This is a genomic window from Jiulongibacter sp. NS-SX5 (assembly GCF_052828545.1).
Map to the genome: position 1 here is coordinate 948,209 of NZ_CM128248.1, position 21,001 is coordinate 969,209.

Consider the following 21,001-nt stretch of genomic DNA (forward strand, 5'->3'; position numbering starts at 1 on the left):
GATGCTTTCTAAAAAGCATGCTTTTCCTTTTCTTTGCCGCACAGTTTAACCTCTCCTAAATGATCATATTCGTAATGGGAGTCTGCGGTAGCGGTAAAAGCACGATCGGAGACGCCCTGGCCCAAAAATTAAACATACCGTTTTTTGACGGTGACGACTTCCACCCGCAAGAAAATATTGATAAAATGAGCAAAGGCGAACCACTAAACGACAATGATCGTGCAGGTTGGTTAGCGGCTTTAAACGCTAAAGCCAAGGAAGAAAAGAATGCTATTTTTGCCTGCTCTGCACTTAAAGAAACGTATAGAACTATCCTTTTTGAGGGCTTAACTAATGGCCATCTGGTTTACTTAAAAGGAAGCTATGAGCTTATTGACAAGCGAATGAAGGCAAGAAAAAACCATTTCATGCCTCCAGGTTTGCTTGATTCGCAATTTGCAACGCTGGAAGAACCAACTTATGGCATTCAAACTTCTATTGACCAATCTCCCGACTTAATTATTAAAGATATCATGAATCAACTCACCGCAGACAAGCAAGAATTTGGACTAATTGGCCTTGGTGTCATGGGAAAAAGCCTGGCTAGAAATCTGGCTGGCAAAGGTTTTAAACTCGCCCTATACAATCGCTTCGTGAAAGATTCTGAAGAAAAAGTGGCTGAAAAATTCATTGAAGAATTTGATGTATTCAATGAAGCAAAAGGATTTGAAGATCTAAAGGCATTTGTCAATAGCCTGGCCAGACCAAGGAAAATTTTCCTGATGGTAAATGCCGGAAAGATCACAGATTATGTCATTGAGGACTTAAAACCTTTGTTAGAGGAAGGAGATATTATTATTGATGGTGGAAACTCACACTTCAAAGATACTGAAAGACGTATTGATGAGTTAGCGAAGAACGGTCTTCATTTTGTAGGTTCAGGAGTTTCAGGAGGTGAAGAGGGAGCCTTAAAAGGGCCTTCAATTATGCCAGGAGGGCATCAGGAGGCATATGAGAAAATTGCTCCTTATCTGGAGGCTATTGCAGCCAGAGATGCCCGAGGTAATGCCTGTTGTACATATATCGGAAAAGGCGGTTCAGGCCATTTTGTTAAAATGATACACAACGGGATTGAGTATGCAGAAATGCAGCTCATTGCAGAGTCATACGCTCTACTAAGGTACGTAAACGGATTATCGCCTGAGGCTATTTCCGGTGTATTTGATGAATGGATGAAGGCTGGCTTGAGCAGCTATTTGCTAGAAACTTCTCAGAAGTTATTACTAAAGAAAGAAGGCGAAGATTTCCTCATCGACCTTATCCTTGACAAGGCAGGTAATAAGGGAACGGGCAGCTGGACTACGGTAGTCATGGCGGAATTGGGAATACCTGCCACAATGATCTCTTCTGCCCTATTTGCACGATATATTTCATCTTTTAAGGACAAAAGAACCCAGTATACAGCTCACTTTAATGCTGAAACGAAGTCTGGAAACCCCATCAACGTAGAAGCCCTTAAAGAAGCATATGCTTTGGCGAGATTGGTTAATCACCAACAAGGTTTTGAGTTGATCAAACGAGCTTCTGATGAATTCAGTTGGGAACTAAACCTCTCTGAATTAGCGAGAATCTGGACCAATGGATGTATCATCCGATCAGAGTTAATGGAGGGCTTGATTGGGCAACTAAAAGAAGGCACAGACTTCCTTTTAAATACCCCAAATATCACTGCACAATTGGGTTCATTAAGAGAAGTAGCGGTTACAGCTATTACGTCCGGAGTTTCTGTCCCTTGTCATTTGTCTGCAGTAGATTACTTAAACGCTCATTTGTATAACCATCATACAGCCAATATGATACAAGCCCAAAGGGACTTCTTTGGAGCCCACACCTATAAGCGTGTTGATGATCCAAATGGTCCATCTCACCATACCATCTGGGAGTAAATTTTATAATTTCTTGATCTTGACTTTAAGAATCTTGAGAGACTTATCGTAATATTGCAATGACTTAATATTATGGGAGTAACGAAGACAGATTTATTTACGAAAGAGCAAAACGAGCTGGCATTGATTGCTAAAGCAATATCAAATCCGGCACGAGTGGCTATCATTCAGCATTTGCTCGTAACCAAAGGCTGTATCAATGGAGATTTGGTACTGGAACTAGGACTTGCACAAGCTACCGTAAGCCAACATTTACGCGAATTGAAAAATGTAGGTCTCATACAAGGGACTATAGAAGGCTCTACCATAAACTACTGTATCAACTCAAAAAGGTGGCGAGAAATACAACAAATGTTCAATTCACTTTTTGATCAATTAGAAGAAAATAATACACAAGACTGCTGTTAAAATGAAGAAGAAATTTAACGCGAGACTAGAGCAAACCATTGAAAAGGCCCTGGAATTACCCATTTCTGAAGAACGCCTGAAAGTTCTACAGGTACTGATTGACTACATACAGGGGAAGGTCAATGCTCATGAGGAGATTAACCTCAACTTTATATGCACGCATAACTCCCGTAGAAGTCAATTTTCTCAAATTTGGGCCAAAACGGCAGCCATTAGCTATGGTGTGAATGCCAATTGCTTCTCAGGGGGTGTAGAGGTGACGGCATTTAATGTACGTGCTGTCGATTCAATGAAGAGAGCCGGTTTTGAAATAAGCAGTGAAGGAATTGAAAACCCAATTTACAGTCTTTCTCCCGGCACAGATATGGAATCCATCACTGCGTTTTCTAAACTATTTGATGATAAAGCCAATACTACAGAGAATTTCGCTGCCGTGATGACCTGCTCTCATGCTGACGAAAACTGTCCGTTTATTCCTGGTACCGAGAAGAGAATTCCTGTTCGTTATGAAGACCCGAAGGAATTTGATGATACTCCTCAGGAAGCAGAAAAGTATGATGAAAGGTCTTTACAGATAGCGTCAGAGATGTTTTATGTGTTCGCTAAAATCAATCCTTAATCATGTCAACCCCAAAAAAGAAACTTGGTTTTCTTGACCAATACTTAACCCTCTGGATTTTTCTGGCCATGATTCTTGGCGTTGGAATTGGTCACTTTTTTCCGAAAAGCTCAGAAATCATCAACTCATTCAGTTCTGGGAGTACCAATATTCCTATTGCCATAGGATTAATTTTAATGATGTACCCGCCATTAGCAAAGGTGAATTATAAGCTTTTACCTGAGGTCTTCAAAAATGTCAAGATCCTTTCAATTTCTCTGGTGCTCAACTGGATCATCGGTCCGGTACTCATGTTTATTTTAGCACTCATCTTCTTACAAGATTATCCTGAATACCTGATAGGTCTTATTTTAATTGGACTAGCAAGATGTATTGCCATGGTGCTGGTTTGGAATGATCTTGCTGAAGGAAGTGCGGAATATGGTGCAGGTTTAGTAGCCTTAAACAGCATCTTCCAGGTTTTTGCTTACAGTTTTTATGCCTGGCTGTTCATTACCAAATTACCTCCCCTCTTCGGTTTTAAAGGAGCCATTGTAGATATCAGTATTGGCACAATTGCCGAAAGTGTTGCTATTTATTTGGGAATCCCTTTTCTGCTAGGAATATTAAGCCGCGTGCTTTTGGTCGGCTTAAAAGGTGAGAAATGGTATACAGAAGTGTTTATTCCTAAAATATCACCTCTAACCCTCATTGCCCTGTTATTCACCATTATCGTGATGTTCTCATTGAAAGGTGAACTAATCGTGGAAATACCACTTGATGTTGTTCGTATTGCCATTCCGCTATTGATTTATTTTGCTTTGATGTTCCTCATTGGATTCTTTCTGAGCAAGGCACTGGGTGCTGAATATGATAAAAATGCTTCTATAGCCTTTACTGCCGCCGGCAATAACTTCGAACTCGCCATTGCGGTGGCAATCGCTGTTTTTGGACTTAATTCTGGCCAGGCCTTTACTGGTGTCATAGGCCCACTTGTAGAAGTTCCAGCTCTTATCCTCCTTGTCAGAGTAGCCTTTTGGCTCAAAAAGAAATATTATTGATGATTGTATTTTTCTCAGATGTCCATGCCAATCTCCCTGCTTTAAAAGCATTTTTCAAAGAAATGGACACCTTAAAACCAGATGCCATTTATTGCTTGGGTGATTTAGTAGGTTATCACGTGTGGCCAGGGGAGGTGGTGGATGAAATACGAAAAAGACAAATACCTACAATCCTCGGAAACCATGATGAGGCACAATTGAAATATATTGACCCAACTGATCAATCGAATCGTGGGATAACTTCCAGACTACTTTCCAACGACCAGAAAGTATATCTCAGTCGTTTGCCCAGACATATCAAACTTGACTTTGAGACATTTTCTATGCTACTCGTACATGGAAGTCCAAGAAAAATTAACGAGTACTTAAAAGAGGATCATGACTCAGACGATTTGAAACAATTGTTTCAAGAAAATGATACGGACATAATTATTTGCGGGCATACCCACCTTCCTTATGTAAGACATTTACAGACCGAAAAAGGTAATAAAATTATAGTCAATACAGGATCTGTAGGGCGGCCAAAAGATGGCGACTATAGAGGAAGTTATGTGGTAATGGATGTTATTGATGGCAAGCCGAAATTTGAGGTCAAACGATTTGATTACGACCTTGAAAAGTCCGTACAAGCCCTAATGGAAAGTGATTTCGACAAATCCTATGTGGATGTTTTAAGACAAAAAAACTGACAAACCGCCGATTGCCTCAATTTGTAACTTACTTTCTTCAAACCCGATTTTGAGATAAGCAATAAGCTCTGACGCTAATTTTGATAAAGAGTCCTTGCTATTTATTGCTCCATTTTGCTCGGTTTAAAATATTGTTTGAAAGGAAGGTGCCACCATACTTGGCTTTTCACCTATGGTGGCACTTCTGTGAACATTTTACTCTTGATGAGCTGCAATCTTTACGCCCTTACTATTCCATTTTATAAAATAGAATTTAAGAGTGGAATCGCTGGTATTTTTAAGTCCATGCCATATCCAGGGCTCCGAGTACATTAAATCTCCTTTCTTAGCCTGGCTCTCGACACCGTCGACTATCCAAGTACCACTTCCTTCTGTGATCAGGAGAAGTTCTTCTTCTGAATGCTGATGTGGTGGATGAATTTCTTCTCCAGGCTTGATTTCTGCAATTCCTGAAACTACATTACCTAAACCATAGGTGGTAGTAGAATCTGGCAAATACAGAAACATCTTACCCCAGGCTTCATTTTCAGGCGTAGGCTTGGAAATAACTTTTGTTTCAAGAGTCGGGTTCTGCCTCTTTCCAAGCATAAAACCAGTTAAAAAGATAAATGCTACAGCAAAGGCTACTGGTACTAATGGTCTATTCGATTTCATATTATTTTAGTTTGATTATTAATTGAGATTTAGGATTCAAAGAGTTTTTGATACTCGACCGGCATTTCGTCTAACTCTCTTATTTTAATGTCTTTATAAAAAACCTCTGCCGCCTCACTTTGAATCTGTATTTTTCCTTCTATTAGTGGCATTAATGAACCGTCTTCAAGACTGTAACTAGAATCTTTTAACACCATAACCACCCGTCCATTGACGATGTGAAGGCTTTGACCTTCATAACAAACCAGCTCTAGAGTGGTCCACTCTCCTACCGGACTTTCATAATTGGCAGATCTCATACAAAAGCCCTCTTCCCCACTTCTAAAAGTTCTGAAAGGCTGACTTTCATCGGCCACAGGACTCATGATACCGCCGGCCTCTGAATGGTAAGACCTGATGTCTATGACCGAATTGGCCTGGCACCAAAAATCCCCCATATGACCTTCCATAACCTGAAACTCCTGAGAAAGCATCCAGGAACGCCAATATTCTACCCCAGCCTCTCCAACAGAGTGGTATAGTATTCCCGAATCTTTTAGAAGATTTTGACGAGGTACATATTTATCCTCTCCCCATTTCACCTTTAATTTCAGATGATAATTTTTGTAAGATTTTTTAGTGAATAAACAGCCGTAAATTTCCCCACTGATCCTTAAAATTGGCCCTTCGGATTCATCAAGAACCGAGAAAACCTTTGTTTCATCTTTATTATACCCGACAGGCTGAATAATATTCCCATCTTCATCCTTTGGTATATTTCCATTGTAATTTTCCTCGAATCGGTAACTTAGATAGTTCTCCCATTTTGATAAATCAGAATCAAGTAGGTTTTCCCATTCTACTCGTTTATTGCTGCAGGATGACAGCAAAAGCAATGATAAAAGACTTAAATAAGTGGTTTTATTCAATTTCATCAGAAAAAATTATTGATATTTATGACTGCAAAACTAAGTCCTCAAGCAATTTCAAGACTTGTAAAAAACCGTTATTCTTAAGTAAGAATCAACTATACCAAAATTGATTAGAAGATACGTTTTACATACTCCGTTCAATATTTATCATTTTGAGGAAAGTGTATGGCAACATCCCGTGCACAACCATACCTATTTTGAGATTATTTTCATTCTAAAAGGCAAAGGAATTCATCACCTTAACGGCAACTCATTCACCTACCAGGAAGGGGATATCTTTTTGCTAGGTCCAGAGGATTTCCACTCCTTTGACATTCAATCTTTAACCGAATTCTGTTTTATTCGTTTTAATGAGTCATTCGGTAAAGCCAGAGGATTAGGCGATAAACCTGGACTAGAAGTACTTGAAAATCTGCTAAAGGTATCATCTCAAAACCCAGGCTCAATCGTACAAAATCAACAGGAGCGAGTTAAGCTATTTGAGCTACTGGCTGTTCTGGAAAAAGAATATGAAAATTCTTCATCGCCCTATTATGAAATTATTAGAGACAGCCTAATGCGTAGTATTATGTACGTTTTAGCAAGAAATCTCAGACTTATTGACGAAGTGGGCTATACACCAACCCAAAATGACACTCTGGAGGCTCTACTGATGTATATCAAAAAGAATATCTATTTCCCAAACAGACTAAGCATAGAGCACTTGGCCGAAGTTTTCAACATGGCTCCCACCTACATTAGTATCTTTTTTAAAAAACATACTGGGGAGTCTATCAAACAGTTTATTACGAAGTATAAGCTAAAACTTATTGAAACACGGCTAATATACAGTCCATTAACCCTTTCAGAAATCGCCTATGAATTTGGATTTACAGACGAAAGCCATCTCAGTAAGCAGTTCAAAAAATATAGTGGATTTAGCCCTTCTGAGTTTAGGAAGAAGAACTAGGCGATTCGTCTCTTTATAAATGAGTAATCTTACACTTGTCTTTCAACTCCTCTACTAATTCAGGATATTTCTTTAAATTCCGAATATATACTGAGCTCTTCATCGATTTAATTTTGCGTTCTATTCTCACAGCGTGAGAATAATCAACCGCCTCAACTTTAAGATATAACCTCCAGTCTCTGGCTTTCTTTGTAAAATTTTGACCACGATAAAATCCCGTATTAAGTTTCTCTATTCTTTCTTCAAGAGCGAATTGACAGGCACCGGTATAAAAGCGTTCTAAGCTATCAGACCAGAGAATGTAACAGCAAATATCACGCATAATGTATGTAGATTGTATGCCTAAAATACAAAAGGAGCTACAACTTCCGTCGTAACTCCTTGATTTTCAGTGGGCCCACCTGGGCTCGAACCAGGGACCACCTGATTATGAGTCAGGTGCTCTAACCAACTGAGCTATAGGCCCAATCTTTGACTGTTTTAAGGCTTGTCTAGCCTTTATGAACCGTTCTTCTTCACTCTTGCGATAAGAGTCAGCTGCTATCAGCAACCGGCAAATGCGTTGTGAGCAAAAGTCCCGATTCAATTGCACTACTGTGCCTTTGAGGCTGCAAAGATAATTGGAATCTCGTTCTCCGCAAGTTTATAACATAGGTTTGTTTCACTTCGCTATTCAAAATATTTGAATGCCATTCTTCGACTTATTTTCTCAAAAATATTGTGACCATTCTTATGCTCAGTCTTCTAAAAGCTAAGAGTTGATAATCAACTCCTTAAAAATATTACTTACTCAATTAACCTAAATCTCATGGAAAATCAACTTCAGGAGTTTATGAACTCCAATTTCGGCTCACAGCTTTCAAATATGATTGGCCCAGGGCTATTTCGAGCTTTATCCGCCGTACTAATCTTCTTTATTACGTGGGTAGTGGCCAAATTTATCTCAGGCTTGGTGGCTAAACTCGTAAAACGTACCAGCATTGATAAAAGAATGTCTGAGAGAGGGAAGGCTAAACCTTCCAAAATGGTAGGCAAGCTTGTCCACTATCTCTTATTAGTGATGGGATCATTAATAGCCCTAGAAATTTTAGGTGTAAGTAATGTACTTGACCCGTTGAAAGACATGCTTTCCAAATTTATGTCTTCCGTGCCTAATATTATTGGTGCAGGCGTGATTGGCGTAATTGGCTATTACCTGGCACAGTTTGTTGCAGAGCTAATTGGCATGGGCGGTGAGTTTATAGAAAGGTGGAGCATTAAACTCAACTTAGGCAATATTGACCTTGTCAATATTCTTAAAAAGGTAGTTTTCATTTTCGTTTTTGTGCCGATCCTGATGATTGCCCTTGACTATCTGAACATGGATGTTATTACTGAACCTGCAAAGGCAATGTTTACTGATTTGATGCGTGCTATCCCTAAAATCATTCTTGCAGTTATCATTATGGCAGTATTCTACATTGTAGGCAAATATGTAGTGCAGCTGCTTATGGGTATTTTGGAGAATATTGGAATCAATGACTATGCCGCTAAATACAATTTAAACTCAATTGTTGGGGAAAGAAAACTAAGCTCAGTAATCGGAAGTGTGGCCACTTTTATGATTTTATTGGTTGGGGCTACCACAGCAGTAGGTGAACTGGAATTTACCGCCTTAACCAATATTCTAAATGAAGTATTAAGCCTGGCTTCTAAAATTCTGTTCGGCCTTGTAATTCTATTATTGGGTAACTTCTTAGCGAATACCGCCTACAAGTTTATGAGCAAGTCTGATGACAACTCGCTGGTCGCAAATATTGCCAAATACGTCATTCTGGCCTTGTTTATAGCTATTGCTCTTCGCCAAATGGGCATTGCTAACGAAATAGTAGAACTTGCATTTGGTCTTACACTTGGTGCTATAGCTGTAGCGTTTGCCTTGATGTTTGGTCTTGGTGGACGTGAGGCTGCCGGTGAACAAGTGAAAGAATTCTTTCAGCGTTTCAAAAAATAAGAAGAGTAATACTCCTCAATCAAAGCCACTTCAGCCGAAGTGGCTTTTTTGTTATGTTTGATTTTTATAAGTTTTCATTTGAAATCATTAATAATCCCTTGAGGTTATGGGCCTACTTTTGTTCTGAAATCATAAAACCCCTTATGAAGAAATTATTCGTTACGATTCTATTGCTTCCAGTACTCTGTTTTGGACAAGAAAAAATGTCTGCCTCCGCAAACGTCCAATTAACCAATAATGGAGTAAGCCTATTCCCTAATTTTTCATTAGGAAAGCCGGCCGTGATCGTAAATGCCAATATTGGTAAAAAGAATTTTAGTTTTGAGCCTGAATTTAGATGGGGCCTAAATGGTAAACCATGGTCTTATATCTTTTGGCTGAGATACCGACTTAAGAAAGAGAAGTTTTCGTTCAGAACTGGACTACACCCTTCTTATGTATTTGCAGAGCAAAATGTAGTATTAAATGGTATTGAGACTACCAGAACGGTTTCTACAAATTATGGTGCTGCAGAAGTCTCCCCTGGTTATCAGTTCACAGATAAGTTTGGTGTGGCCATTCACTATCTACATGCCAGAGGTTTAAATGACTATGGTACTCGCCAAAGTAATTTCATATCTCTCCAGCCTAGGATAACTGATGTAAATCTAACCAAGTCCATCTATTTGAACTTTTTCCCCCAGTTTTTCAGACTGAATCTAGACGATGCCAATGGTGTATACGTGAATGAAACCACAACAATAAACATCAAAGACTTTCCATTGTATATTTCTAATGTCCTTACCTATAAACTTAAATCTACCATTCCTGGTGATGATTTTGTGTGGAGTGTTGGACTGAACGTTAAACTTTAAGCTTATGTCATCAGCAGAGTCTTTAGAAGAATTTTATAAACGAAAGTTTGATTGGATTCCTGAAAGCCTAAGCAAGGATATCGGGCATGTCAATATTTTCAGATTGCCACACCCAGAAGGTAAACCTGTCCCCTACAGAAGAAGAGATTTTTTTAAAGTGACTCTTTGTAAAGGTGGTAGTAGAATACATTACGCTGATCAGGTTTTTCAATTTGATAAACAAGCACTTGTGTTTTCAAATCCATTTATTCCATATAAATGGGAGCACATTTCATCAGAAGTGTCGGGTTTTTACGTGGTTTTCAATGCCCGTTTTTTCAATCAGTTCGGAAACCTCACACAATACGAGGTTTTTCAGCCTAACGGCAGTCATGTTTATGAACTCTCGAATGAAGATTTCGAACAATTATCAGCAGTTTTTGAAAAGATAGATCAGGAACTTCAATCTGATTATATTCACAAGTACGATGTGATACGAAATTTCATATATGAGCTTATTCATTTTGCCATGAAAACTCGGCCATCTACGCGTATCGAAGACCTTCCGATCAATGCGTCTCAACGTATTCACTGGCTTTTTCTTGAACTCCTGGAAAGACAATTCCCGATTGACGAGAACCATACCAATATAAATCTGAGAACGCCCTCAGATTTTTCTGAACAGTTGAATGTTCATGTAAATCACCTAAATAGAGCAGTAAAAGAAGTATGTGGTAAAACCACTTCTCAGGCTATTGCAGAGCGTATCCTTCAGGAATCAAAAATTATGTTAAAACAGAGTAAATGGAATATTTCTGAAATAGCCTACGCTCTGGGATTCGGTGAGGTAACGCATTTTAATTACTTTTTCAAAAAACATGCAGCCACCACTCCATCGAAGTTTAGAACTGTTTGATTTTCGAAAGTTTTGATTTGAATTCTGTATAACTCAGCTCTGCTTTCTCACATAACTTTGTCCTAATCAAATTATCAATGTAAATCACCATTTACCATGAATGATAACAAAAAGAAGTCCTTTAAGAGGAGAGATTTTATCTCTACCGCTACATTAGCTGGTTTAAGTTTAAGTACACTAAGTACAAAAGCTTCTATCCCAACGACCAAACCATCATCTGGCAAAAGAATGATCGGTGAGTTAGAAGTTTCTGCTATTGGTCTGGGATGCATGAGTATGACAAGTGGACATTACAATCCTCCCAGAAATCATAAGGCAATGGAGGCTGTAGTTAAAGGTGCATTTGATAGAGGGGTAACTTTCTTTGATACAGCAGAATATTACGGTCCATTTACCAATGAAGAAGTAGTTGGAAATGCACTGAAAGACATCAGAAAGCAGGTGATCATAGCCTCAAAATTTGGCTTTCAGTTTGATGGCAACAGACCAACGGGTAGAAATGGAAGGCCGGAGCATTTGAAAAAAGCGGCCGAAGGTATGCTACGTAGATTAAAAACTGATTATATAGATTTACTTTACCTTCACAGAGTAGACCCTGAGGTACCCATCGAAGAGTCGGCTGGTGCGGTTTCCGATCTTATTAAAGAAGGAAAAGTTCGCTATTTCGGTATTTCCGAAACTTCTCCAGAAACAATAAAAAAAGCTCATGCTGTGCAAAAAGTAACCGCGGTACAGAGCGAATATTCTTTAATCGAAAGAGTTCATGAGAATCAGGTAATTGACACCTGCGGTGAACTAGGAATAGGTTTTGTTCCTTGGGGACCAGTAACCAGAGGTTTTTTGGCGGATAAATTCAATGAATACTCCCGATTCTCAGATGATTCAAGATTTGCAAGTGTATCCTATTACACTCCGGAGGCCATTGCCAATAATATGGCATTACTAGATCTTGCAAGAGACTGGGGACTTCGAAAGGGAATAACTCCTGCACAGTTTTCTCTCGCTTGGTTGCTGGCTCAGAGACCATACATTGTCCCTATTCCGGGCACCACGAAACTTCAGCACGTAGAAGAAAATATGGGTGCCATTGATGTCAATTTTACAGTGGTTGAGCTTAAAGAATTCAGAACTGAATTAGAGAAAATAAAACTGGTAGGTGTACGTGAACCAGAATCTGCTTTAACCAATAAATAAACAGGAAGATGAAAAAAAGAAAACTAGGGTCTCAGGGGCTAGAAGTAGCTGAAATAGGCTTAGGATGCATGGGTATGACCTTCGGTTATGCACCTTTTCCTCCAAAAGAAAACAGTATCAAACTCATACATAAAGCCGTAGAAAGTGGTGTAACACTCTTTGATACGCTGAAGTATATGGGCCATATAATAATGAAGAGCTGGTAGGTGAAGCCTTGCAGCCCTTCAAAGACGAGGTTATCATAGCCACTAAATTTGGCTTCAATATCGTGGATGGAAAAATGCTGGGGGTAAATAGCAGACCTGAGCAGATTAGAAAGGTGGCTGAGGAGTCTCTGAAGAGGCTAAAGGTAGAAGTCATTGATTTGTTTTATCAGCACAGAGTAGATCCAAATGTACCGATAGAAGAGGTAGCCGGTACTGTTAAAGATTTGATAGCTGAAGGTAAGGTAAAATACTTTGGTCTATCTGAAGCTGGAGCCAATACAATCAGAAAGGCTCATGAAGTTCAGCCAGTTTCTGTCCTTCAAAGTGAGTACTCGTTATGGTTCAGAAGACACGAGAATGAGATTTTGCCTACTATTCAAGAGCTTGGTATAGGCCTGGTTCCATATAGCCCGCTTGGGAAAGGCTTTTTAACTGGGGCTATTGATGAAAATAAAAAGTTTGAGGCATGTGATATCAGAGGTGTTACCCCTAGGTTTACTGAAGAAGCCAGAAAAGCTAACAAAGCCTTATTGGAGATACTTGAGAACTTTGCTACTCAGAAAAGTGCTACCAAAGCACAAATAGCCTTAGCCTGGGTACTAGCTAGAAACGAAATGTACGTCCCTATTCCTGGAACTACCAAAGAGCATCGATTATTAGAGAATCTTGGGGCTGCCAAAATCAGTTTTTCTCACAAGGAATTGGAAGAGCTGACAGCAGCATCAGAGTCTGTGAAAATAATGGGAGAGCGTTATCCTGAAGCTGCTGAAAAAGCCACTGGTCTGTAAAGAATTCTATGAAAATCGTGAGTCAATGTCAAGTTGTTGATTATCGATGATTTTGAGCTTATCCGCTAGAGGGTGTAAAGGATTAATAATGATGTTTTGCTCTTCTTGGAATATCACACTTTGCACTCTTCTGTACAGCAGGTTATTTTCTGCCAGAAATTGATCACCATTAAGTTTGTTTTTATCACTTAGTGCCAAAATTTGATTCTCTTTTAAGCTGGGCAGTTCGATACTCAAAACATGGTATTCATTCATTCGGACTAATTCTATGGGCAAATGAACAAGTAACTCAAGCAATGCCAATGAGCGAGTGCTAGCCGCATATAGCATGTATTTACCCTTTGAATTCCATCTGCCACCGTGAAGAAAGGCTCCTCTCCCGCTCAGGTCATTGGCATAGGCTTTTTGACAAATACGATAAACTATCATGCGTGAATACCGTGTTCTATCCTTCCGAGAATATCATAAAGTATGTTTAAACCAAAACTCGTATCTAAGTACTCTACAGGCTTTTTAAAAGAAAGTGCTGGCAGAGAGCTTTGCAACCAAATGGCCAAAGCTTCTGAAGAGCCAAGTACTTCTACAGCTTTTTTTGCAAAGGCCGTAAGCTCTAAAAGGCGTTCTGATTTCGATTTATCCAGAAGCTCATCATCACTTTTACGCTGGATATTTCTGAAACTACTATGTAGAAAGGTACTCATAGTTTCCTGATTTAAACCCATGTACTCAGCCAATATCTTAATGCTAGACTTTTGTATGCCGTTTCTACTGTACTCCATAAATAATTCATCACTTTTACCCTCAGGATATGAGTTTAAAAGCAAGGCTTTAAAAGGAGACCCGTAATTATATGCCAAGGCTGGTTCTTCTACTAAATTCTTCATGAGTATTCTGTTTGCCATTCAAATATACGACAAAATGAACATATTATTTACATTTTGTCATATCAAAAATACTTCATCTTTATCTAAAATTTAAGTGACTAAAGTTCTTACTCCTCAAGTTAACCGCTCCGTATTAATCTTAATACTAGGCGTACTGTCGGCCATCGGACCTTTTTCAATTGATACTTATTTAGCCGGCTTTCCAAAGATTGCCGCTGATTTTGATGTAACCATTGATGTGGTTTCCTATTCCCTATCAAGCTTTTTTATTGGCATCTCTGTGGGTCAAATGCTTTATGGTCCATTACTAGACCGTTTTGGCAGAAAAGGTCCTTTGTTGATAGGCTTAGTCATTTATTTGTTAGCCTCACTGGGCTGTGCCTTTGCACCATCCATTGAGATACTTATTGGTCTTCGTTTCGTTCAGGCTGTTGGTGGCTGCGTGGGAATGGTGGCTCCCAGGGCTATTGTAAGGGATTTATTTCCTTTGCATGAAAGTGCCAAGATTTTCTCCATGCTAATTCTGATATTAGGCGTTTCACCTATTATAGCTCCTACGGTAGGTAGTTATATGATTACTCATCTTGACTGGCATTCGGTATTCTTCTTACAAGCTGGTCTGGGAATAAGCTTATTTTTAGCTGTCTATTTCATCTTAGGTGAAAGTAAAGGAGCAGATCCTGAGATATCGTTAAGACCAAAACACATCACCAAGACCTTCTGGGGTATTTTTACCAATATCCAGTTTTTTACCTATGCCTTTGCAGGATCGCTCGTAGCAGCAGGCGTTTATGCCTATGTTTCGGGGTCTCCCCTTATTTTCATGGAGATTCACGGCCTTAACGAAAAGCAGTATGGTTGGTTATTTGGGTTTTTAGCGGGTGGCCTTATACTTAGTAGCCAGTTAAATAATTTAGCCTTGAGAAAGTTTAACTCAGAGCAGATTATAAAAGTAGCTATTCCACTTCAGGTGAGTTTTGGAGCTATCATGTGTTTTATGAGTATATTGGAGATACATAGTCTCTTTTCAATTGTGACATTGCTTTTTCTATTCTTTAGCTGTCAGGGATTTAGTTTTCCAAATTCTTCTGCTTTGTCATTGGTGCCATTTTCAAAAGAAGCGGGTAGTGCTTCCGCTTTGATGGGTGCTTTACAAATGGGATTTGGTGCTTTATCTTCAGCTCTGGTCGGTGTTTTTGCAGATGGCACTGATCTACCAATGACTACTATAATCGCTGTGTTTGCCTTGGCTGGTTTCGTCATATTTGTCATTGGACGAACGATTATCAAAAAAAATGAGGCCAAGCTTCTATAGTCAAAAGAATTATAAAAATGAAATACTTATCGCTTTTCCTTTTGTCAATACTCTGTCTAAGTCAATGCCGTGCACAGACTTCACATGATAACAGTGACGAAAAAATCCTGACTATTTATCTTTCTCGAACAGGAAATACAGAAGCCCTCGCTCAGACGATACATAGCAAGGTGGGTGGTGAAATTATGGCTCTGAAACTTAAAGATCCTTATCCGGATGAATATCAGACTATTGTGGCTCAGGTAGCAGATGAAAACGCTTCGGGCTTTCTTCCGCCATTGGCCAATAGTATTTCCAACATTGATGAATACACGACTATGTTCATTGGTTTTCCTACTTGGGGAATGCAGTTACCTCCGCCTTTCAAATCGTTTATCCATGATTATGATTTGAGTAAAAAAAGGGTCATACCTTTCAATACCAATGCAGGTTATGGCTTAGGTAATTCAATTGAAACGCTAAAAAATGGCTGTAGTTCCTGTAAAATGGAGGAACCCTTTTCTGTAAAAGGTGGAATTGAGAGGGATGGTGTTCTCTTCGTAATGCAAGGTCAAAAACTTCGAGAAGTAGAAAAAGAACTGGTCAAATGGCTAGATAAGCTTGGCTTTTAATATTCTTCGCTGTAATTGGTGATGTAATTTTCTATGTACCATTGCCCATTGACTTTCTTCCAGTGGGCCATGTATGATCCTTCAAAGTTTTGACCATTATACCCGACCCAACTCCCACTTTCTATAGCTACTGAGTCTGAAATTTCCATAAACTCAATTTTATCAGAAACTAACCTAAAACCAGAATCATACACGTCTTGATAATACTTTATGATGTCTTCTCTACCTATTACAGTAGCCTGGTTTACTGGCCTCAAGGTAGCCGTGCTTAAATACACCTCCCCTATTTCTTCAATATCTCCAGCATTAAATCTTGAGATAAAATCAAAATTCAGGTCTTCCAGGCCTGTTTCGTTTTTCTGGTAATTTTTAGTTTTTAAATAATCTGAAATTCCTAAAAAGGTTAGCCCTATGGCTCCGAATAAAATAGACATGGCGACAATGATTCTCATTTTCTCAGTGTTTAAAATTGACGAACGTTTATCAGAGAACCAGTTTACTTGCTTAGCCGGATTTTCAGTTTGTGAAAATGGCTTTTCAAAAACACGATCGTGACCCAATGCCTCAAAAATTTGCTTTATCGTATAGGCTCTTGGGGTAACCTCAGCAGCTTCTATTCGCTGGATAGTCCTAAGACTTAAATTGCAGCTTTCGGCCAATTCGGTTTGAGTGAGCCCTTTTGATTGTCTTAATTCCGAGATTTTGTTTCCGAGTTCCGGCTGTTTCATGACTGGTTTCAAAATTCGCTGCAATCCTAACAGCTAAAAAAAATGAAATCAAAAATACTCAAAGAATTTCATACGTCAGGCTACAGTCATTGATACGTCATTTTACGACATTGGCGTTTTCAGACCGTTTGAAGCTAGATTTTTGACCTATCCGTGAAATTGGTAGGTATTCCCGTAAAATGGTTAATTTTTGATAAACAGACATACCTAAGTTTGTATTGAAAACAAGCCTCATTCTTTTCAATAGGCTTTCATCAATTAAAACTAAGATATTATGAAAAATACTAAGGCTTACGGAACTGTGTCGGCTAATGAATACATGGCTGAAATGACTATTACCCGGAGAGAACTTTCGAGTTTGGATGTACAGATAGAAATTGCGTATTGTGGCATTTGCCATTCAGATTTACATGCTGTAAAGAATGATTGGGGTGGCACCAATTATCCCGTAGTTCCTGGACATGAAATTGTAGGAAAGGTTACGGAAACGGGTTCCGCTGTAACGAAATTCAAGGTTGGAGATACGGTAGGCGTTGGCTGTATTGTCGACAGTTGCAGAAATTGTGATCACTGTCATGAAGGCAATGAACAATTCTGTGATGAGGGTATGACGGTAGTTTTTAATTCAGAAGATCGAAAATATGGAGGAATCACCTATGGAGGCTTCACTAAAGCCATTGTGGTAGATGAAAACTACGTTGTAAAAGTACCTGATACGCTTCCATTATCCTCTGCCGCTCCGATATTATGTGCTGGTATAACCGTTTATTCCCCTCTAAAACATTGGAATATAGGGCCTGGTAAAAAAGTGGGAATAGTGGGTCTAGGTGGTTTAGGCCATATGGCAATAAAAATTGCGAATGCAATGGGAGCCGAAGTGACGGTTTTTACGACCTCTGAAAGTAAAGCAAAAGACGCAAAGAAGTTGGGAGCTCATTATGTAGTCTTATCAACAGACAAGGCCCAAATGCGTGCATCTGCCAAATTAGATATGATTCTGGATACAGTTTCTGCCAAACATGATTTAAACTCATACGTCAACATTTTAAAGGTGGACGGATCGCTCGTCTTAGTTGGTCTTCCGGCGGAACCTCTGGAAATCGGAGCTTTCAATGTGGTACATGGTCGTAAAAGTCTTTCAGGCTCAAATATTGGTGGTATTGCAGAAACTCAGGAGGTTCTTGACTTTTGTGCAGAACACAAGATTACAGCCGATATTGAACTAATACCGGTGGATTATATCAATGAAGCTTTTGAACGACTTGAAATAGGCGATATCAAATACCGTTTTGTTGTAGATATGAAGACTTTAAACTAAAAATTCAATCCAAAAGCGAGTTTAGGCCCGCTTTGCTTCATACAGTCCTATATTCTTTTGGACTTTGGCCGGTATGCTGTTTAAAAAATCTGGTGAAATGCTGTGGGTACTTAAACCCTAATTCAAAGGAAATATCACTTATGGATTTTGAGGTATCCATTACTTTAATTTTAGCCATTTCCATCAGTTTTAAATGAATAAATTCCAAAGGTGACTTACCCGTCTCTTTCTTAACCAGATCACCAAAGTAGTTAGGCGACAAATTAAGTTTTTCGGCGAAATAGACTACCGACGGAATACCATAATTCTTTAACTGATCACTACCGAAATACACTTTTAGATGATTCTCAAAATTTAAGAGTAATCCATCATTGACGTGTTCTCTAGTGATAAACTGCCTTTCATAAAAGCGTGTACAGTACTTTAGCAAGAGTTCTATATTTGCTAAGATCAACTGCTTGCTATGTTTATCAATGTTTTGAATTATTTCAACTTTAACATTTTCAAAGCATGCTTCTACCATACCTCTTTCACGATCAGATAAGTGAAGGGCTTCGTTAGATTGATAGGAGAAGAAATTGTAGTTCACCATCTGACTTGCCAATGAAGTTTTATGCAGTAAGTCTGGGTGAAAGACTATGGCTTTACCGTATGGCTGGTGCAGTTCCCCCTCTGGTTCATTGGTGATTACCTGTCCGGGTCCTATAAAAATCATTGTACCTTCGGCATAGTCGTAATATTGATTCCCATATCGTAGATCACCGCACAGGGTTTCTTTTAAAAATATACCGTAAAAATCTAGTCGAAATTTAGATCGAGCTATCGGTTCAGATTTATTTAAATCTACAACCTGAATCAAAGGATGTTCACATTTATTTTTAAAGGTTTCGCAGTATTTTCTTATCGAATCAAAAATGATCATAACTAGATGTAAACTTTACCAAATGTACTGAATAACAAGCCCGGGCAGTTAAGAATCGTAGAAATTGGTAAGTAATTGAGTAAAATGTATAAGTCTAAATGGCTATATGCTGAATAGTTTTGCAATGCTTAAACTATCAAATACTTAACCTTTGAAAAACAATTTAAATTTTTGGGCTTTTGCCCTTCTATTTCAGTTTTTGACTGTGAGCCTGCTAGCTCAAAATCCTGACTCCACGAAGTCGATTTCTACCTTCAATGGCACCATAGGTGTAACCAATAATGGTTTTTCTATCATCCCTACCTTTTCACTGAACAGCCCGGCGGCCATCATGAATTTCGCCTTCAGAAAAAACAAACTCAGTTTTGAGCCGGACATTCGTCTGGTGCCTGATGCCAGCAAAGGTGGGATGCTGTTTTGGCTGAGGTATCGGATTATCGAAAATAAGAAATTCAGTTTTAGAGTAGGGGCACATCCTGCTTTTACATTGGTACATAAAAATTTTCTAGATAATGGTCAGGAGGTCAAAGGAACAGAAATGCTTCGTTTCCTTGCTTGGGAAGCTGTACCTAATTATCAGATCAATAAGACATTTGGTATAGGAGCTATGTATTTACAAGGGCACGGTCTTCAGGAAAATGGGCCAAAAAAGACGGATGTCTTGTTTCTCAATACCTCCATATCGAATATCAGACTATACAAACAAATGGCATTTCATCTTTATCCTTCTGTCTATTTCCTAAATACAGATGGCTTTAGAGGTGATTATTTAACAGCGACAGGTGTGCTTACACATGCAAAATCTCCGCTTTCATTACAGGCAACAATTAACCAGACTTTTAAATCAAATGTGCCTGGAAATAAGGATTTTATGTGGAATGTGACTTTGAATTACAGTTTTAGTAGAAAAATTACAAAAAGCTAAAAATGAATAACAAATCAATATTAATAATCATGGAGAAAGACTTTTTCTTTTCAGGGCTACTCGCCGTTCTTCTTTTATGTACAATTACTTCATCAGGACAAAATACAAACACTTTAAAAACAAATAATATGACACAACCAGAACCAGCGGAACAGTACACTTTTCTACTTAGTGACAAGGTAAGCAGACAAAAAGTAAGTTTTAAAAACCGATACGGTATAACCATCAGTGGCGATTTGTATATGCCGAATGATAGTGAAAATAAAAAGTTGCCCGCACTTGCCATAAGCGGTCCATTTGGTGCAGTAAAAGAGCAATCTTCAGGACTATACGCTAATCAAATGGCTCAAAACGGCTATGTAGCAATTGCTTTTGACCCTTCTTATACTGGAGAAAGTAGTGGTGAGCCTAGAAATATCGCATCATCTGATATTAATACAGAAGACTTCAGTGCTGCAGTGGATTTCCTTGGATTACAGAAAAATGTGGACAGAGAAAAAATAGGCATTATAGGCATCTGCGGCTTTGGAGGTTTTGCACTAAATGCTACAGCGGTAGATAAGCGAGTAAAGGCGGTGGTTACAACCAGCATGTACGATATGACCAGAGTAGCCAGCAAGGGTTATTTTGATGCTGTTACAAGCGAGCAAAAAGCGGCCATATTAGAGCAGATGGGGCAACAGCGTTGGATAGACGCCGAAAATGGAAGTCCATTTTATGACAATTCCCGCAATTTGCCAGAAACTTTGACAGGAAATGAGCCTCCATTTGTGGCTCAATATCAGAATTATTATAAAACGGCTCGTGGTTTTCACCCGCGTTCTATTAATTCAAATGCTTCATGGGCTGCCACATCTTCCCTGTCTTTGATGAATATGCCTATTCTCTCTTATCTGACAGAAATTTCACCAAGACCAATGCTCTTAATAGCCGGAGAAAATGCTCACTCTAAATATTTTAGCGAAGATATCTATAAGTCTGCTGCTGAGCCAAAAGAACTAATGATTATACCAAATGCGGTACATACAGACCTTTATGATCAGCTAGACAAAATACCGTTTGAGAAGATTGATATTTTTTTTAAATCAAATCTTAAATAAGTAAGTTGATTTGAAGAAAGAAAGTACAAATATTACCAGCTCCAATAGCTCAATTGTAGTAACAATACTCCCA

General features: G+C 38.9%; 24 protein-coding genes and 1 tRNA gene. 17 read left to right on the forward strand and 8 right to left on the reverse strand.

The window, feature by feature from the left end; translation table 11 throughout:
• Positions 1–59: 59 nt before the first annotated feature.
• The 5 genes from gndA (at position 60) to ACUXV0_RS04255 (ending at position 4,681) form a co-directional block, all read left to right on the forward strand.
• A complete protein-coding gene (gene gndA / locus ACUXV0_RS04235) occupies positions 60–1,925 on the forward strand; it encodes an NADP-dependent phosphogluconate dehydrogenase (protein ID WP_446191821.1) in 1,866 nt (621 codons plus the stop codon).
• A 72-nt stretch (positions 1,926–1,997) separates the two neighbouring features.
• The gene (locus tag ACUXV0_RS04240) at positions 1,998–2,333 is read left to right on the forward strand and encodes an ArsR/SmtB family transcription factor (RefSeq protein ID WP_446191822.1); all 336 of its coding nucleotides are present in this window, start codon (positions 1,998–2,000) and stop codon (positions 2,331–2,333) included.
• A 1-nt stretch (position 2,334) separates the two neighbouring features.
• Positions 2,335–2,952: a protein-tyrosine-phosphatase gene (locus ACUXV0_RS04245; protein WP_446191823.1), complete on the forward strand. Its 618-nt coding sequence runs from the start codon at positions 2,335–2,337 to the stop codon at positions 2,950–2,952.
• Between the two features lie 2 nt (positions 2,953–2,954).
• Entirely contained in the window at positions 2,955–3,992 is a 1,038-nt protein-coding gene (gene arsB, locus ACUXV0_RS04250) for an ACR3 family arsenite efflux transporter (protein WP_446191824.1), read from the forward strand.
• Entirely contained in the window at positions 3,992–4,681 is a 690-nt protein-coding gene (locus ACUXV0_RS04255) for a metallophosphoesterase family protein (protein ID WP_446191825.1), read from the forward strand. Before arsB ends, ACUXV0_RS04255 begins: the two co-directional genes overlap by 1 nt.
• Positions 4,682–4,876: 195 nt before the next feature.
• Here ACUXV0_RS04255 and ACUXV0_RS04260 read toward each other — a convergent pair whose 3' ends face one another.
• The gene (locus ACUXV0_RS04260; RefSeq protein WP_446191826.1) at positions 4,877–5,335 is read right to left on the reverse strand and encodes a cupin domain-containing protein; all 459 of its coding nucleotides are present in this window, start codon (positions 5,333–5,335) and stop codon (positions 4,877–4,879) included.
• Between the two features lie 29 nt (positions 5,336–5,364).
• The gene (locus ACUXV0_RS04265) at positions 5,365–6,249 is read right to left on the reverse strand and encodes a 3-keto-disaccharide hydrolase (RefSeq protein WP_446191827.1); all 885 of its coding nucleotides are present in this window, start codon (positions 6,247–6,249) and stop codon (positions 5,365–5,367) included.
• A 103-nt stretch (positions 6,250–6,352) separates the two neighbouring features.
• On the opposite strand from ACUXV0_RS04265, the gene ACUXV0_RS04270 reads away from it, so the two are divergent.
• Positions 6,353–7,195, forward strand: coding sequence for a helix-turn-helix domain-containing protein (locus ACUXV0_RS04270; protein WP_446191828.1), 843 nt, complete (start codon positions 6,353–6,355; stop codon positions 7,193–7,195).
• A gap of 13 nt (positions 7,196–7,208) precedes the next feature.
• On the opposite strand, the gene ACUXV0_RS04275 is transcribed toward ACUXV0_RS04270, so the two are convergent.
• Entirely contained in the window at positions 7,209–7,517 is a 309-nt protein-coding gene (locus ACUXV0_RS04275; protein ID WP_446191829.1) for a GIY-YIG nuclease family protein, read from the reverse strand.
• 70 nt (positions 7,518–7,587) lie between these two features.
• A tRNA-Ile gene (locus ACUXV0_RS04280) sits at positions 7,588–7,661 on the reverse strand.
• A gap of 342 nt (positions 7,662–8,003) precedes the next feature.
• On the opposite strand from ACUXV0_RS04280, the gene ACUXV0_RS04285 reads away from it, so the two are divergent.
• The 6 genes from ACUXV0_RS04285 (at position 8,004) to ACUXV0_RS04310 (ending at position 13,125) form a co-directional block, all read left to right on the forward strand.
• Positions 8,004–9,188, forward strand: coding sequence for a mechanosensitive ion channel (locus ACUXV0_RS04285; protein WP_446191830.1), 1,185 nt, complete (start codon positions 8,004–8,006; stop codon positions 9,186–9,188).
• Positions 9,189–9,331: 143 nt separating this feature from the next.
• Positions 9,332–10,042, forward strand: coding sequence for a hypothetical protein (locus tag ACUXV0_RS04290; protein WP_446191831.1), 711 nt, complete (start codon positions 9,332–9,334; stop codon positions 10,040–10,042).
• Positions 10,043–10,046: 4 nt separating this feature from the next.
• A complete protein-coding gene (locus ACUXV0_RS04295; RefSeq protein ID WP_446191832.1) occupies positions 10,047–10,937 on the forward strand; it encodes a helix-turn-helix domain-containing protein in 891 nt (296 codons plus the stop codon).
• A 96-nt stretch (positions 10,938–11,033) separates the two neighbouring features.
• Positions 11,034–12,131, forward strand: a complete 1,098-nt coding sequence (locus tag ACUXV0_RS04300) for an aldo/keto reductase (protein ID WP_446191833.1) — start codon at positions 11,034–11,036, stop codon at positions 12,129–12,131.
• An 8-nt stretch (positions 12,132–12,139) separates the two neighbouring features.
• Positions 12,140–12,337 (forward strand): hypothetical protein, encoded by a 198-nt coding sequence (locus ACUXV0_RS04305; RefSeq protein WP_446191834.1) that lies wholly within the window; start codon positions 12,140–12,142, stop codon positions 12,335–12,337.
• A gap of 8 nt (positions 12,338–12,345) precedes the next feature.
• Positions 12,346–13,125: an aldo/keto reductase gene (locus ACUXV0_RS04310; protein WP_446191835.1), complete on the forward strand. Its 780-nt coding sequence runs from the start codon at positions 12,346–12,348 to the stop codon at positions 13,123–13,125.
• A 6-nt stretch (positions 13,126–13,131) separates the two neighbouring features.
• Here the strand turns inward: ACUXV0_RS04310 and ACUXV0_RS04315 are convergent, their stop codons facing one another.
• Together ACUXV0_RS04315 and ACUXV0_RS04320 are read right to left on the reverse strand one after the other, a co-directional pair.
• On the reverse strand, positions 13,132–13,554 hold the full coding sequence (locus ACUXV0_RS04315) for an RES family NAD+ phosphorylase (protein ID WP_446191836.1): 423 nt from the start codon (positions 13,552–13,554) through the stop codon (positions 13,132–13,134).
• The gene (locus ACUXV0_RS04320) at positions 13,551–14,009 is read right to left on the reverse strand and encodes an antitoxin Xre/MbcA/ParS toxin-binding domain-containing protein (protein ID WP_446191837.1); all 459 of its coding nucleotides are present in this window, start codon (positions 14,007–14,009) and stop codon (positions 13,551–13,553) included. The genes ACUXV0_RS04315 and ACUXV0_RS04320 overlap by 4 nt, the downstream gene beginning before the upstream one ends.
• Before the next feature lie 94 nt (positions 14,010–14,103).
• Between ACUXV0_RS04320 and ACUXV0_RS04325 the strand changes: the two genes are divergently transcribed.
• Together ACUXV0_RS04325 and ACUXV0_RS04330 are read left to right on the forward strand one after the other, a co-directional pair.
• Positions 14,104–15,324 carry a multidrug effflux MFS transporter gene (locus tag ACUXV0_RS04325; RefSeq protein WP_446191838.1) on the forward strand — a complete coding sequence of 407 codons (1,221 nt, stop codon included), beginning with the start codon at positions 14,104–14,106 and terminating at the stop codon, positions 15,322–15,324.
• Between the two features lie 17 nt (positions 15,325–15,341).
• Positions 15,342–15,935: a flavodoxin gene (locus ACUXV0_RS04330; protein WP_446191839.1), complete on the forward strand. Its 594-nt coding sequence runs from the start codon at positions 15,342–15,344 to the stop codon at positions 15,933–15,935.
• Here the strand turns inward: ACUXV0_RS04330 and ACUXV0_RS04335 are convergent.
• The gene (locus tag ACUXV0_RS04335; protein ID WP_446191840.1) at positions 15,932–16,663 is read right to left on the reverse strand and encodes a helix-turn-helix domain-containing protein; all 732 of its coding nucleotides are present in this window, start codon (positions 16,661–16,663) and stop codon (positions 15,932–15,934) included. The two genes, ACUXV0_RS04330 and ACUXV0_RS04335, sit on opposite strands and share 4 nt — an antisense overlap.
• Before the next feature lie 274 nt (positions 16,664–16,937).
• On the opposite strand from ACUXV0_RS04335, the gene ACUXV0_RS04340 reads away from it, so the two are divergent.
• Positions 16,938–17,981 carry an NAD(P)-dependent alcohol dehydrogenase gene (locus tag ACUXV0_RS04340; protein WP_446191841.1) on the forward strand — a complete coding sequence of 348 codons (1,044 nt, stop codon included), beginning with the start codon at positions 16,938–16,940 and terminating at the stop codon, positions 17,979–17,981.
• 37 nt (positions 17,982–18,018) lie between these two features.
• Here the strand turns inward: ACUXV0_RS04340 and ACUXV0_RS04345 are convergent, their stop codons facing one another.
• Positions 18,019–18,696, reverse strand: coding sequence for a helix-turn-helix domain-containing protein (locus ACUXV0_RS04345; protein WP_446191842.1), 678 nt, complete (start codon positions 18,694–18,696; stop codon positions 18,019–18,021).
• Positions 18,697–19,054: 358 nt separating this feature from the next.
• On the opposite strand from ACUXV0_RS04345, the gene ACUXV0_RS04350 reads away from it, so the two are divergent.
• The gene (locus tag ACUXV0_RS04350; RefSeq protein ID WP_446191843.1) at positions 19,055–19,828 is read left to right on the forward strand and encodes a hypothetical protein; all 774 of its coding nucleotides are present in this window, start codon (positions 19,055–19,057) and stop codon (positions 19,826–19,828) included.
• A gap of 128 nt (positions 19,829–19,956) precedes the next feature.
• Positions 19,957–20,928, forward strand: a complete 972-nt coding sequence (locus ACUXV0_RS04355) for an alpha/beta hydrolase (protein ID WP_446191844.1) — start codon at positions 19,957–19,959, stop codon at positions 20,926–20,928.
• Positions 20,929–21,001 lie beyond the last annotated feature (73 nt).